Genomic DNA, 13,118 nt, shown 5'->3' on the forward strand with positions numbered 1-13,118 from the left:
ATGGGCGAAGCCGTGGAAGCGAAATATTCGCCGCTCGACATTATCACGATCGGCCGCGCTTCCGTCGATCTCTACGGCCAGCAGATCGGCTCGCGCCTCGAGGACATTACTTCCTTTGCCAAGTCGGTCGGCGGCTGTCCGGCCAATATCGCGGTCGGTACTGCCAGGCTCGGCCTGCGCTCGGCGCTGCTCACCCGCGTCGGCAATGAGCAGATGGGCCGCTTCATCCGCGAGCAGCTGACCCGCGAGGGCGTTTCGGTCCAAGGCCTCAAGACCGATCCGGAGCGGCTGACCGCCCTGGTGCTGCTGTCGGTCGAGGATGAAGGCGTCTCGCCGATGATCTTCTATCGCAGCGATTGCGCCGACATGGCGCTTTCGAAAGACGATATCGATGAGGCGTTTATCGCTTCGGCACGCGCGGTCGTCGTCACCGGCACGCATTTTTCACGGCCCAACAGCGACGCCGCCCAGCGCAAGGCGATCCGTGTCATGAAAGCCAAGGGCGGCAAGGTGGTGTTCGACATCGACTACCGCCCCAACCTCTGGGGTCTCGCCGGCCACGCCGAAGGCTTCGAGCGCTATGTGAAATCCGACCGCGTCTCGGCGCAGTTGAAGACGGTGCTGCCCGATTGCGATCTCATCGTCGGCACCGAAGAGGAAATCATGATCGCCTCGGGCGCAGACGATTGCCTGAGCGCGCTGAAAACCATCCGCTCGCTGTCGGCGGCAACCATCGTGCTGAAACGCGGCGCCATGGGCTGCATCGTCTATGACGGGCCGATCAGCGACGACCTCGAGGACGGTATCGTCGGCAAGGGATTTCCAATCGAGGTCTACAATGTGCTCGGCGCCGGCGACGCCTTCATGTCGGGCTTCCTGCGCGGCTGGCTCGGCGAGGAAAGCCTGGCGACGGCGGCGACCTGGGCCAATGCCTGCGGCGCCTTTGCCGTGTCGCGGCTGCTCTGCGCACCGGAATACCCGACTTTCGAGGAATTGCAGTTCTTCCTGAAAAACGGCAGCAAGCATCTGGCGCTGCGCAAGGACGAGGCGATCCATCACATCCATTGGGCGACCACGCGCCGGCGCGACATCCCCTCGCTGATGGCGTTCGCCTGCGACCACCGCGTCCAGCTGGAGGATGTCGCGGCAAAAGCCGGCGCCGATCCGTCGCGAATCCCAGCTTTCAAGGTGCTGACGGTCAAGGCTGCGGCCAAGGTTGCGGCTGGCCGCGCCGGCTACGGCATGCTGCTCGACGAAAAATACGGACGCGAGGCGATGTTCGAATTCGCCCACCATTCCTTCGCCTGGCTCGGCCGGCCGGTCGAGTTGCCGGGTTCGCGGCCGCTTCGCTTCGAGTTCTCGCAAGACATAGGTTCGCAACTGACCGAATGGCCGGTCGACCACTGCATCAAGTGCCTGTGCTTCTATCATCCCGACGATCCCGCGGCGCTGAAGAGCGAACAGCAGCAGAAACTGCGCGCTTTGTTCGAGGCCGCGCGGAAAGTGGGCAGAGAACTTCTGGTCGAGATCATCGCCGGCAAGCACGGCAGGCTCGACGACATGACCATCCCGCGCGCGCTCGAGGAACTCTACGCACTCGGCATCAAGCCCGATTGGTGGAAGCTCGAACCGCAGGCATCGGCCGGCGCATGGGCAAAGATCGAGGCGGTGATCCTGAAGAACGATCCGTGGTGCCGCGGGATTGTGCTGCTTGGCCTCGAAGCGCCGCAGGACGAATTGGAAGCGGCCTTTGCTGCCACCGCCAAGGCGTCTATCGTCAAGGGCTTTGCCGTCGGCCGCACCATCTTCATCAACGCGGCCGAACAATGGCTTGCCGGCAAGATGTCAGACGATGAAGCGGTTGCCGACATGGCATCTCGCTTCGAGAGACTGACCGAGGCATGGCTTGCGGCGCGCGGCCGCAAAGCGGCATAAGAAGGCGCGGCATAAGGACTGCGGAGGAACCGACATGACCAAGACAATCCGCCTGACGATGGCGCAGGCGCTGACCCGCTTTCTTGCTCGACAGATGACCGAGATGGACGGGAGGAAAGTGCCGATCTTCGGCGGCGTCTGGGCGATCTTCGGCCACGGCAATGTCGCCGGCGTCGGCGAGGCGCTCTACCAGGTTCGCGACGAACTGCCGACCTTCCGTGCCCATAACGAGCAGGCAATGGCGCATGCGGCGATCGCCTACGCCAAGGCCAATTTCCGCCGTCGCTTCATGGCCGCGACCAGTTCGATCGGCCCCGGCGCGCTCAACATGGTGACCGCTGCGGCACTTGCGCATGTAAACAGGTTGCCTGTCCTGTTTCTGCCCGGCGACGTCTTCGCCAATCGCATTCCCGATCCCGTCCTGCAGCAGGCCGAGGATTTTTCCGACGGCACGGCGACGGTCAATGACTGCCTCCGCCCGGTGTCGCGCTATTTCGACCGCATCACGCGGCCGGAGCAGATCATGCCGGCGCTCAACCGCGCCATGCAGGTGCTGACCGATCCCGCCGAATGCGGCCCGGTGACGCTGGCGCTGTGCCAGGACGTGCAGGCCGAGGCCTATGACTACCCCGAGAGTTTCTTTGCCGAGCGACTCTGGACGCCGCGACGGCAGCGCCCGGACCGCAACGAACTGGCGGCCGCAGTCGCGGTACTCAAAGCGGCGAAAAAGCCGCTGGTGATCGCGGGCGGCGGCGTACTCTATTCGCAGGCATCCGAGGAGTTGGCAAAACTGGTGCAAGGCGCCGGCGTTCCAGTTTGTGAGACGCAAGGCGGCAAATCCTCGCTCCCGGACGATCATCCGTTGAACATGGGCGCGGTCGGCGTTACCGGCACTTCGGCGGCCAACAGGCTGGCCGAAGAGGCCGACGTCGTGCTTGCCGTCGGCACCAGACTGCAGGATTTCACCACCGGCTCCTGGGCATTGTTCAAGCATGCCGGCAGGACCATCATCGGGCTCAACGTGCAGCCTTTTGACGCCGGAAAGCACCAGGCGCTGCCGCTGGTCGCCGATGCGGCGGAAGGGCTCGCCGAACTCGCTGCGGCGCTGAAAGGCTGGAAAGCCCCTTCAGGCTGGACCGACAATGCGATCACGGGCAAGAAGAACTGGCAAGCGGATGCCGACAAGGTGACGGCGTCGACCAATGCCGCCTATCCGTCCGACGCGCAAGTGATCGGCGCAGTACAGCGCGCCATGGGCTCCGGCGTGGTACTGCTTCATGCCGCCGGCGGCTTGCCCGGCGAATTGCACAAGCTATGGCAGGCGGGCGCGCCCGGCTCCTATCACGCAGAATACGGCTTCTCGACAATGGGCTACGAAATCGCCGGCGGGCTTGGCGTCAAGATGGCCAAGCCGGACGAAGAGGTCGTGGTGATGATCGGCGACGGCTCTTACCTGATGCTCAATTCCGAGATCGCGACCTCGGTGATGCTCGGCCTCAAGCTGACCATCGTGCTGCTCGACAACCGCGGCTATGGCTGCATCAACCGGTTGCAGATGGCGACCGGCGGCGCCAACTTCAACAATCTGCTGAAGGACGCCCGTCACGAAACCTTGCCCGAGATCGACTTCGCCGCGCATGCTGCGAGCATGGGTGCGATTGCCGAAAAAGTGCCATCGATCGCCGGGCTGGAAACGGCGCTGGCGCAAGCGAAGAAGAACACGCGAACGACCGTGCTGGTCATCGACACCGACCCGCTGGTTTCGACCGAGGCCGGTGGAAGCTGGTGGGATGTCGCAGTGCCGGAAGTCTCGGCACGGCCGCAAGTGAATGCGGCGCGCAAGAAATATGAGGAAGCGCTGAGCGGGCGGGTTCTTTAGCCATCCGCGAACGCGCCTCGAATGTCTGAAACTGGAGCGACGACTTGAAAGCCAAACTGGGCATGTCCCCCATTGCATGGTGGAACGACGATCTTGCCGAACTCAGCGATGATGTGTCGCTGGAGGAGTGCCTGCGCCAGTCGCGCTCGGCTGGCTTTACCGGAATGGAAATGGGCCGCCGCTTTCCCAACGATCCGCAAATCATGCTGCCGATCCTGAAAGAGGCCGACGTGACGCTTTGCGGCGGCTGGTTCTCGGGGACGCTGGTCGACGAAGACATGGCGAAGAACAAGGATCGTATCCAGCCGATGATCGACCTGTTCAAGGCGGTGAATGCGCCCTGCATCGTCTATGGTGAAGTCGGCCGCTCCATCCAGGGCGACCGCTCCAAGCCGCTCGCCACCAAGCCGAGGCTTTCGGACGATGAGATGAAAGCCTACGCCCGGCGGCTCACGCAGTTCGGCGAATGGTGTGCAGAGCAAGGCATGCCGCTCTCCTACCATCATCATATGGCGGCAGTAGTTGAGACCGAGCCGGAGCTCGACGCTTTCATGCGCTATTCGGGCGAAGGCATTCCGCTGCTGCTCGACGCCGGTCACCTGGCCTTTGCCGGCGGCGATGTGCTGCGCGCGATAAACAACCACCACCGGCGCATCAACCACGTGCATGTGAAGGACGTACGCATGGAGGTGATCCAAAAGCTGGATCGCAACAAGCAATCGTTCCTCGACGCGGTGGCACTTGGCGCCTTCACCGTGCCGGGAGATGGCTCGCTGGATTTTGGCGCCATCGTCCAGAGGCTCGCCGACCATGGCTATGAAGGCTGGTTCGTGGTCGAGGCCGAGCAGGATCCGAAGAAGAACCCGCCGCTCAAGATGGCGCAGGTCGGCTACAAGGAATTGATGCGGGCTATGACGGCGGCCGGCTATACGGTGGAGACACAGGGCTTTCCCAATGCTTGAGAGTTCGCGAGGAAAGGTGTTGATCCGATGAAAGACTCCGAGCACCCGTTTTTCCGGCCGCTGTGGCGGCGCGTCGCCGTTGTCGCGGTCTGCCTGGTCTGGTCGGTGATCGAATTCGCCACCGGCACGCCGTTCTGGGGCGTGATCGCGCTCGGCTTCGCCGGCTATGCCGTCTGGCAGTTTTTCTACCTCTACAAGCCGGCTGACGAGGACGAGCCATCGGCAGACGCCAAACCGAAGGAATGACCATGTCGAAACTGCTCGTCAAAGCCAATAAGGGCCACGGCCGCATCGCCCATGTGACGCCGCAAAGCGCCGGCTGGACCTATGTCGGATTCGATCTGCATCGGCTCAGGCCCGGCGAGAGCGCTTCCGGGCAAACCGCGGATCGTGAGGTCTGCCTGGTGTTCGTCACCGGCAAGGGCAAGGCCAAGGCCGGCGGCAAGGATCTCGGCTTGCTCGGCGAACGCATGTCGCCCTTGGACGGCAAACCTTGGTCGGTCTATGTGCCGCAGGGGTCGGAGTGGTCGGTGAGCGCCGATACCGATCTCGAACTTGCCGTCTGCTCGGCGCCAGGACTGGGCGGCGGTCTGCCGGTCCGTGTCATCGGGCCCGACGATCTCGGCCAGGAGGTTCGCGGCAAAGGCACCAACACGCGCTATGTCACCAACATCCTGCCGGAGGGCAAGCCGGCCGATTCCTTGCTGGTGGTTGAGGTCATCACACCCGGCGGCCACACATCGAGCTATCCGCCGCACAAGCACGACCAGGACAATCTGCCGGCTGAATCTTATCTCGAGGAGACCTATTACCACCGTCTCAACCCGCCACAGGGCTTTGCTTTCCAGCGCGTCTACACCGATGCCGACGAGAACGGTGCTCGTTCGCTCGACGAGGCGATGGCGATCGAGGACGGCGACGTCGTGCTGGTCCCCAAGGGTTATCACCCCTGCGCAGCCTGCCACGGCTATGATCTCTATTATCTCAACGTCATGGCCGGACCGAAGCGGACGTGGAAATTCCACAACGCGCCCGAGCACGAATGGCTGATGAAGGCCTAACCATTTCCCCTTCGCCCCAACCGCTGGTCCAAGCGAAAAATCGTCGGCTAACGACCCGGCTGTGTGGTTTTGTTACCGAAAACGCCGCAAAGCTTCGTCAATTCGTCATGGAAATCACCTATGGCAGCGGGGCTGACGAGGACTTTCGATGCGCTACGCGATCTATTTCACCCCCCGACAAGACGAACCGCTGGCACGGATCGCCGCCAACTGGCTCGGCCGCGACCCATTCGGTGCCGCCACAAAGCCGGTCGAGGCTGCGGGCGAGTTGTCGGCGGCAGAAGTTGCCTTCCATACCGCCTCGGCGCGCCGCTATGGCTTTCATGCGACACTGAAGGCGCCCTTCAGACTGGCCTCCAACGAGACGGAAACGTCGCTTCGTGCAGCACTCGACGATTTTGCCGAGGCGACGCCGGTGGTTACGATCCCGCGCCTCGTCGTCAGCCAGATCGACGGCTTCTTCGCGCTGTTGCCGGAAGTACCGCCGCCGGCGCTCAACCGCTTCGCCGACGACGTGGTGCGCGACTTCGACCGCTTCCGCGCGCCGTTGACGGAAGCCGAGATCGAACGGCGCAGCCCCGATTCGCTGAAGCCCGACGAGTTCCGCAATCTCTGCCAGTGGGGCTATCCCTATGTCTTCGAGACGTTTCGCTTCCATATGACGCTGTCCGGCCGGGTGTCGTCACAGGAAAGCCCTCGTCTTCGCCTAGCAATCGACAGCCTGTTTGCGGACGTGCTGCAACGGCCGGTGGCGGTGGACGCGCTGACGCTGTTTGTGGAAACTGAACCGGGTGCGCCGTTCATGGTGCTGTCGCATCACGCGCTCGGGCGCCGCCCGGCCAGAAGAACTGCCTAAATGACTATTTGCTTTAACCGCATGGTGCGAAGCCAATTCATTTTCAATTGGCTGCAAAATGCTGCAAGGACTGCCTGAAATGACTGCCGAGACCGTTCTTGACAATGCCCGTATTGTGCTGGCCGACCAGATCGTCGAAGGGTCGATCGTGCTGCGCGATGGGGTGATCGCCGCCATCGATCCCGGCGCTGGCCGCAGCGGCGAGGACATGGGCGGCGACTTCATCATCCCTGGCCTGGTCGAGCTCCACACCGACCATCTCGAAGGCCATTACGCGCCGCGGCCGAAAGTGCGCTGGAACCCGATCGCAGCTGTGCTCGCGCATGACGCCCAGGTGGCGACCGCCGGCATCACCACCGTGCTCGACGCCTTGCGTGTCGGCATGGACGAGGATGCCGACCTGACGGCCGCCGACATACGCAAGCTGGCCGACGCGATCGAGGACAGCGTGCAGCAGGACCGGCTCAGGGCCGACCATTTCCTCCATCTGCGTTGCGAGGTTTCGGCGCCGGACTGCCTCACGGCCTTCGCCAATTTCGACGGCGACGAGCGGGTCAGGCTGGCGTCGCTGATGGACCATGCGCCCGGACAGCGCCAGTTCGTCAATTTGGAAACCTACGCCTATTACTACCAGCGCAAGCTGAAGCTGACCGATCACGATTTCCAGAAATTCTGCGAAAAGCGGATGGCGGAATCGGCGAGGAATTCGAGCCCGAACCGCAGCTTCATCGCCGCTGCCTGCCAAGAGCGCGGCATCGTGCTCGCCAGCCATGACGACGCAACCGTCGGCCATGTCGACGAAGCGATCGAGCAAGGTGTGCGCGTCGCCGAGTTCCCGACCACTGAGGAGGCGGCGCGGGCTTCAAAAGAGGCAGGGCTCGGCGTATTGATGGGCGCGCCGAACGTCATGCGCGGCGCGTCGCATTCGGGCAATGTCTCGGCCCGCACGCTGGCCGGCGATGGCCTGCTCGATATCCTGTCGTCGGACTACATTCCCTTCAGTCTGATCCAGTCAGCCTTCTTCCTCGGCGACGTGGTCGAGGGCATTTCCTTGCCACAGGCGGTGGCGATGGTCTCGAAGAATCCGGCCGAGGCGGTCGGCCTCACCGATCGCGGTGTCATCGAGCCCGGCCGGCGCGCCGATCTGGTTCGCGTGCGCGTCGACGACCATGTCCCGGTCGTCCGCACGGTCTGGCGGCAGGGACGCCGAGTCGCATGATGGTGTCGGCATCGGTCGAGCGTGAATTGTCCGCTACGGGATTTCCGATCCGGGACGGTGTCTTCGTCGCCGTCGTCGGGCCGAGCGGTGCCGGCAAGGACACGGTGATCGGCTATGCGCGCGCCGTGTTTGCCGACGAGAGCCGGCTGGAGTTCGTGCGCCGGGTGATCACCCGGCCGAGCGATGCGGCCACCGAGGATCACGATACGCTAGCCGATGCTGCCTTCGTCGAGGCCGAAGCGGATGGCGCCTTCGCCATTTCCTGGGAGGCGCATGGCCTGCGCTACGGCATCCCGGCCGAAGTCGACTGGTCAGTCTCCAACGGCCGTGTCGCGATCGCCAACGTCTCGCGCGCCATCATCCCGGCGCTGCGGGAGCGCTACGCCAATCTGGCTATCGTCGAGATCACGGCTACACCGGAGATCCTGGCCGAGCGGCTGGCATTGCGCGGTCGCGAGTCGCGCGGCGAAGTGCTGGCACGGCTGGCGCGCAGTGCCAATGTGGCGCTGTCCGGACCGGGTGTCACCTCGATCGACAATAGCGGCCCTCGTGAAGCCGCCGGCGAGCGCTTCGCCGAGGTGCTGCGCAAGGCCATGGCCTTCTCCGACATGTCGGGCCTTATCTAAAGTAGCGCCCATCCGATGCATTCGGTATGGGCGCTACTTGTCTAACCGATATCTTTTTGGAAACCGGTATCCACTTTTCGGGATTATGGCCTCATGCGGCGTGCCGGTCCCGACCAGCGTGACGAGTATCCGTGGCAGTGGTTGTCGAAGGCTTCGCTGGCGCATCCGCTGGTGTATCCAGAACTGCAACGTGGTGCCGATACACCATCTCCCAGCCCTTCCAGCCGGTGAACAGCAGTATGCAGACCACTATGAACGACAAGAGCGCACCCCATGGGCGGACCGCGGCTTCGGCGCCTTGCGCATAGCGAAGGTAGAAATTGATCAGTGCCACAACGACCGCGGTCAAGTTGCCCAGCATGTGGTACCAGGCGTCGGACAAGGCGCGAATGCGCGGCTCGTTGAGGAAGTCGATAAAACCGGCTGTCGCAGCGAGAAGGGCCATTACTATGGCTGCCCCGATCAGCCACATCGATGCTCGTGCCCAGAAGGCATCGGCAGTCCCCCAGAAAACCAGGTCGGTGACAAACGCACCGACAAGAAACGCGACAGGAAAAGGTATCAGCATCGGGTGGAGGGGGTGAGTTCCTACTTTGGCGGTACTAACTGGATTCGTGGGCATGGAACGCCTCCGCGCAGCAAAGCTTAAATAAACGCTCAGATACGGGTTTCGTTCCAAATAGAGACCGACCTGAACTGCTGTCGCGAAGCTCCGGCTGACTCTTTCACGCCACCTGCCATGGCAGTCGGCGTATTTCATCCAGCTATTTTTGCGTCACTCAGCGGCAGCACCCGCCACGCCCTTGCGTGTGGCTTCCAGCATCCGCCGCCGCGCCCTGAACACGCCCCATTGCTGGTCGACCAGCACGCCGATGAGGATCACCCCGCCCATGACGGCGAAGTTGAGCGAGGACGGGATGCCGAGCAGGTTGACGAGGTTCTGCAGCTCCTGCAGCAGCACGGTGCCGAGCAGGACGCCGATCAGCGAGCCTTCGCCGCCACGCAGCGAGAAGCCGCCGAGCACCGCGGCCGCGATGGCATAGAGCTCGTAGAACTGGCCGTGGCTCGCCGGCGAGATCGAGCGTGTGTACATGGCGAAATAGATAGCTGACAGCGCCGTCAGCACGCCGCAGATGACATAGGCGGCCATGACGATGCGGCCGGTGCGGATGCCGGAATATTTTGCCGCTTCCTCGTTCTTGCCGATGGCATAGAGATAGCGCCCGAACACCGACCGGTGCAGCACCACCCACATGACGACGGCGATGACGATCAGTGCGATGAAGCTGTTCGGCACGCCCCAGGACCGCCCCGCCGTCAGGAACTCGAGTTCCGGGAAGTTCTGTCCGAAGGCAAAGCCGGCGGTGCCGTCGGCGGTGTAGAAGCGCGCCACGCCGCGATAGATCAACAGGCCGCACAAAGTCACCACGAAAGGCTGCAATTTGAGCCGGGTGATCAGCCAGCCATGCGCCAGCCCGATGATGCCGCCGAGCACCAGGATCAGCGGCAGGGCGACCGGCCAGGCCATGCCGCGCGTGGCGATGAAGTCGATGAACAGCACGCCGAGCAGCGCAACCACCGAGCCGACCGACAATTCGATGCCACCGGTGATGATGACGAAGGCTTGGCCAATCGACAGGATGCCGAACAACCCGATCAGGTTCGAGGTGTTGGCGAGATTGATCGGCAGCAGGAAGCGTGGGTTGATGATCGCCACCACCGCGCCGACCACCAGGATCAGGATCAGCAGGCCGAGATCTTTCTTGCTCATCGTCTTCTCCCAATGCCTGCGAACTACTTCGGCTGCTTGCCGACCGCCAGCAGCAGCACGTTTTCCTGGCTGAACCGGTCCTTGTCGAGAATGCCGGAGATCTGGCCTTCATGCATGACGGCGATACGGTCGGAAACGCCGATCACCTCCTCCATGTCGCTGGAGATCATCAGCACGGCGACGCCGGCATCGGCCAACGCCCGCATCAGCCCGTAGATCTCGGCCTTGGCGCCGATGTCGATGCCGCGGGTCGGCTCGTCGAGGATCATCACCTTCGGCTTCATCGCCAGCCATTTGGCCAGCACGACCTTTTGCTGGTTGCCGCCCGACAGCGTGCCGGTGCGCGTCTGGACGGAGGGCGCCCTGATGCCGAGATTGGTCTTCTGCTTCTCGGCGGTGGCGGATTCCGCGCCGGCCGAGACCAGCGAGCGCCGCGAATGCGCCGGCAGATTGGGCAGCGAGATGTTCTGGGCAATCGACAGGTCGAGCAGGATGCCGGTCAGCTTGCGATCCTCGGGGACGAGGAAAATACCGTTGGCCACTGCGTCCGCAGCCGAACCTAGAACCAGATCTTTTCCGTCAAGCTGGAACGAGCCGCCAAAGCTCTTGTCGATGCCGAACAGGACGCGCGCCAGCTCCGTCCGGCCGGAGCCGACGAGACCGGCGAGGCCGAGGATCTCGCCATGCCTGACATCGAGGTCGACGGGCCGGTCGGGATAGGCAGCGGTGCGAATGGCCTTGACCGACAGCGCGACAGAGCCCGGCGGGCGCGCCGATTCCGCGGCCTTCTCGCGCTCCTTCAGCATGCGGCCGATCATCAGCTTGACCATCTGGTCGTGATTGATGGCGCTCTTCGGCAAGGTTCCGGCGAGCATGCCGTCCCTGAGCACGACGACGCGGTCGGCGACGCGCTCGACCTCGTGCAGGCGGTGCGAGATGAAAATGACGCTGATGCCGTCTGCCTTCAGCGCCTTGATGACACCGAGCAGCTTGTCGGTTTCGGCGATCGGCAGGCTCGATGTCGGTTCGTCGAGGATGACCAGCCGCGCCTTGATCGACAGCGCCTTGGCGATCTCGACCATTTGCTGCTGGGCCAGCGACAGCGCCGACACCGGAGTATCGGCCGAGAAATTGGCGCCCACGCGTTTGAGCAGCGGCGCCGCCAGCGCTCGCAGCCTGGCGCGGTCGACCAGCCTGAACGGGCCGGCGCGCAGCGGTTCGCGGCCGAAGAAGATATTGGCGGCGACGTCGAGGTTCTCGAACAGGTTGAGTTCCTGGTGGACGAAGGCGATGCCCGAACCGATGCTGGCCTCGACGGTCAGACTGTCATGGGCGACCCCATCGACGGTGATGGTGCCGGTGTCCGGCCGGGTCACGCCGCCGAGGATCTTCATCAGCGTCGATTTGCCGGCGCCGTTTTCGCCGACCAGGCCGATGACCTCGCCGGGCCTGACCTCGATCGAGAACCCGTCCAGCGCGACAACGCCGGGATAGGTCTTGCGCACGCCGTCGAGGCTCAGGAACGGAGCGGCCGTGGATGCAACGATGGATGGATCGGAATAATTCATCACGCCTGACAGCAGCCGGTGAGCCGTTTTGGCCTCAGACTGACGGGCCTTGCGAGGCGCGTCAATAGAATCGCCGGCTCAGGGCGAACCCTTGAGCCGGCGCAACTTATTCGCTCAGTTTCCCGACATCGCCTTGAGGTTGGCGGCGTAGGCGTCGACATCGTCCTTGCCGATGATCTTGGTCGGCACGATGATCAGGCCATCGGCGGGAACGCCCGACTTGTCGCCCTCGAGATAGGCGGCCATCAGCTTCATGCCCTGATAGGCCCATTCGAAAGGCTGCTGTACGACGGTGGCGGCGACGGTGCCTTCCTTGACGCCGCCCAGCGTGATCGGATCGTCGTCGAAGCCGACGACGGTGATCTGGCCGAGCTTGCCGGCATCGCGCAGCGCTTCATAGATGCGCGGCGTGTTGTAGGAGTAGAAGCCGACCATGCAGGTGACGTCGGGGCTGGCGACCAGCGCGTCCTCGACGTTCTTCTTGGCGCGGGCCTGGTCGATGTCGTCGCCACGCACGTCGACCAATTCGATCTTGGTGCCGGCGAGGCCGTCCTTCATGCCCTGGATGCGTTCCTTGGCATTGTCGGCGCCGAGCAGGCCAACGAAGCCGAGGCACTTGCCGCCGTCGGGCATTGCCTTCTTGGCGATCTCTGCCGCCTGCTTGCCGGCATCGACATTGGAAGAGCCGATATAGGCGACACGCTTGGTCTGCGGTGCGTCGCTGTCAGTGGTGAACAACGCCGTTTCCGAGGCGATCTTGTTCAGCCCGTCGGTCGACGTCTTGGGATCGACGGCCGAGACCATGATCGCCTTAACACCGGCCGTCACCAGATCGTCCATAAGGCGCTGCTGGATGGCGACCGAGGACTGCTCCGGATATTTGAGTTCGAGATTGTAATTGGGCAGTTCGCCTTGAGCCTTCTTGACGCCGGCTTCGGCAGCCTTCCAGAAATCGGAAGCGCCGTTGACGACGAAGGCCAGTGTCGGCTTGTCGTCGGCCCGCGCAATTGCGCTGACGGACAGGCCGAGCAGCAGGGCCGCAGCGGCGACGGACGCATTTCGTATCGCAGATTTCATATTCAACCTCCCATTTGACTCAGTAATTTCGCTGATGATGAACGTGCCGGCGCGGCTTGGACGCCCTCCTCCTCAGGGTTTCGGCAGCGAAGAACGACGCCATTCCAGCCGCGATCGTCGACTTTAGAGACTCATTCGTCGTTCGTAAATAGTCCGATTTGTCT

12 protein-coding genes are annotated in these 13,118 nt (G+C 63.3%); 8 read left to right on the forward strand and 4 right to left on the reverse strand.

The genetic code is table 11. The features are described from left to right. The 8 genes from NKJ73_RS04435 (at position 1) to phnN (ending at position 8,538) form a co-directional block, all read left to right on the forward strand. Positions 1-1,935 (forward strand): bifunctional 5-dehydro-2-deoxygluconokinase/5-dehydro-2-deoxyphosphogluconate aldolase, encoded by a 1,935-nt coding sequence (locus NKJ73_RS04435; RefSeq protein WP_352568503.1) that lies wholly within the window; start codon positions 1-3, stop codon positions 1,933-1,935. 34 nt (positions 1,936-1,969) lie between these two features. Next, positions 1,970-3,814, forward strand: a complete 1,845-nt coding sequence (gene iolD, locus NKJ73_RS04440; protein WP_352568504.1) for a 3D-(3,5/4)-trihydroxycyclohexane-1,2-dione acylhydrolase (decyclizing) — start codon at positions 1,970-1,972, stop codon at positions 3,812-3,814. Positions 3,815-3,858: 44 nt separating this feature from the next. Next, the gene (gene iolE / locus NKJ73_RS04445; protein ID WP_352568505.1) at positions 3,859-4,776 is read left to right on the forward strand and encodes a myo-inosose-2 dehydratase; all 918 of its coding nucleotides are present in this window, start codon (positions 3,859-3,861) and stop codon (positions 4,774-4,776) included. A gap of 27 nt (positions 4,777-4,803) precedes the next feature. Further along, a complete protein-coding gene (locus NKJ73_RS04450; protein WP_023677508.1) occupies positions 4,804-5,022 on the forward strand; it encodes a hypothetical protein in 219 nt (72 codons plus the stop codon). Positions 5,023-5,024: 2 nt separating this feature from the next. Continuing rightward, complete coding sequence (gene iolB / locus NKJ73_RS04455) at positions 5,025-5,837, forward strand: 5-deoxy-glucuronate isomerase (protein WP_352568506.1); 813 nt, start codon at positions 5,025-5,027, stop codon at positions 5,835-5,837. Positions 5,838-5,985: 148 nt separating this feature from the next. Further along, a complete protein-coding gene (locus tag NKJ73_RS04460; protein ID WP_352568507.1) occupies positions 5,986-6,693 on the forward strand; it encodes a DUF1045 domain-containing protein in 708 nt (235 codons plus the stop codon). Positions 6,694-6,772: 79 nt separating this feature from the next. Then, positions 6,773-7,912, forward strand: a complete 1,140-nt coding sequence (locus tag NKJ73_RS04465) for an alpha-D-ribose 1-methylphosphonate 5-triphosphate diphosphatase (RefSeq protein WP_352568508.1) — start codon at positions 6,773-6,775, stop codon at positions 7,910-7,912. Continuing rightward, entirely contained in the window at positions 7,909-8,538 is a 630-nt protein-coding gene (phnN, locus tag NKJ73_RS04470; RefSeq protein WP_352455997.1) for a phosphonate metabolism protein/1,5-bisphosphokinase (PRPP-forming) PhnN, read from the forward strand. The genes NKJ73_RS04465 and phnN overlap by 4 nt, the downstream gene beginning before the upstream one ends. 91 nt (positions 8,539-8,629) lie before the next feature. Here phnN and NKJ73_RS04475 read toward each other — a convergent pair whose 3' ends face one another. The 4 genes from NKJ73_RS04475 to NKJ73_RS04490 all read right to left on the reverse strand — a co-directional run bounded on the left by NKJ73_RS04475 (position 8,630) and on the right by NKJ73_RS04490 (position 12,954). After that, complete coding sequence (locus NKJ73_RS04475; RefSeq protein WP_352472336.1) at positions 8,630-9,160, reverse strand: DUF2231 domain-containing protein; 531 nt, start codon at positions 9,158-9,160, stop codon at positions 8,630-8,632. 153 nt (positions 9,161-9,313) lie between these two features. Continuing rightward, positions 9,314-10,309 (reverse strand): ABC transporter permease, encoded by a 996-nt coding sequence (locus NKJ73_RS04480; RefSeq protein WP_023677502.1) that lies wholly within the window; start codon positions 10,307-10,309, stop codon positions 9,314-9,316. Positions 10,310-10,332: 23 nt separating this feature from the next. Continuing rightward, entirely contained in the window at positions 10,333-11,877 is a 1,545-nt protein-coding gene (locus tag NKJ73_RS04485; RefSeq protein WP_352568572.1) for a sugar ABC transporter ATP-binding protein, read from the reverse strand. A 114-nt stretch (positions 11,878-11,991) separates the two neighbouring features. Continuing rightward, entirely contained in the window at positions 11,992-12,954 is a 963-nt protein-coding gene (locus tag NKJ73_RS04490) for a sugar-binding protein (RefSeq protein ID WP_023677500.1), read from the reverse strand. Between the last annotated feature and the right edge of the window lie 164 nt (positions 12,955-13,118).

This window comes from Mesorhizobium sp. M0074 (assembly GCF_040322975.1).
Lineage (GTDB): Bacteria > Pseudomonadota > Alphaproteobacteria > Rhizobiales > Rhizobiaceae > Mesorhizobium.

Coding starts and splice junctions, on each gene's coding strand:
- NKJ73_RS04490 (WP_023677500.1), bottom strand. CDS start 12,954: ATGAAATCTGCGATACGAAATGCGTCCGTCGCCGCTGCGGCCCTGCTG.
- iolB (WP_352568506.1), top strand. CDS start 5,025: ATGTCGAAACTGCTCGTCAAAGCCAATAAGGGCCACGGCCGCATCGCC.
- iolD (WP_352568504.1), top strand. CDS start 1,970: ATGACCAAGACAATCCGCCTGACGATGGCGCAGGCGCTGACCCGCTTT.
- NKJ73_RS04435 (WP_352568503.1), top strand. CDS start 1: ATGGGCGAAGCCGTGGAAGCGAAATATTCGCCGCTCGACATTATCACG.
- NKJ73_RS04485 (WP_352568572.1), bottom strand. CDS start 11,877: ATGAATTATTCCGATCCATCCATCGTTGCATCCACGGCCGCTCCGTTC.
- NKJ73_RS04480 (WP_023677502.1), bottom strand. CDS start 10,309: ATGAGCAAGAAAGATCTCGGCCTGCTGATCCTGATCCTGGTGGTCGGC.
- NKJ73_RS04465 (WP_352568508.1), top strand. CDS start 6,773: ATGACTGCCGAGACCGTTCTTGACAATGCCCGTATTGTGCTGGCCGAC.
- NKJ73_RS04450 (WP_023677508.1), top strand. CDS start 4,804: ATGAAAGACTCCGAGCACCCGTTTTTCCGGCCGCTGTGGCGGCGCGTC.
- NKJ73_RS04460 (WP_352568507.1), top strand. CDS start 5,986: ATGCGCTACGCGATCTATTTCACCCCCCGACAAGACGAACCGCTGGCA.
- phnN (WP_352455997.1), top strand. CDS start 7,909: ATGATGGTGTCGGCATCGGTCGAGCGTGAATTGTCCGCTACGGGATTT.
- NKJ73_RS04475 (WP_352472336.1), bottom strand. CDS start 9,160: ATGCCCACGAATCCAGTTAGTACCGCCAAAGTAGGAACTCACCCCCTC.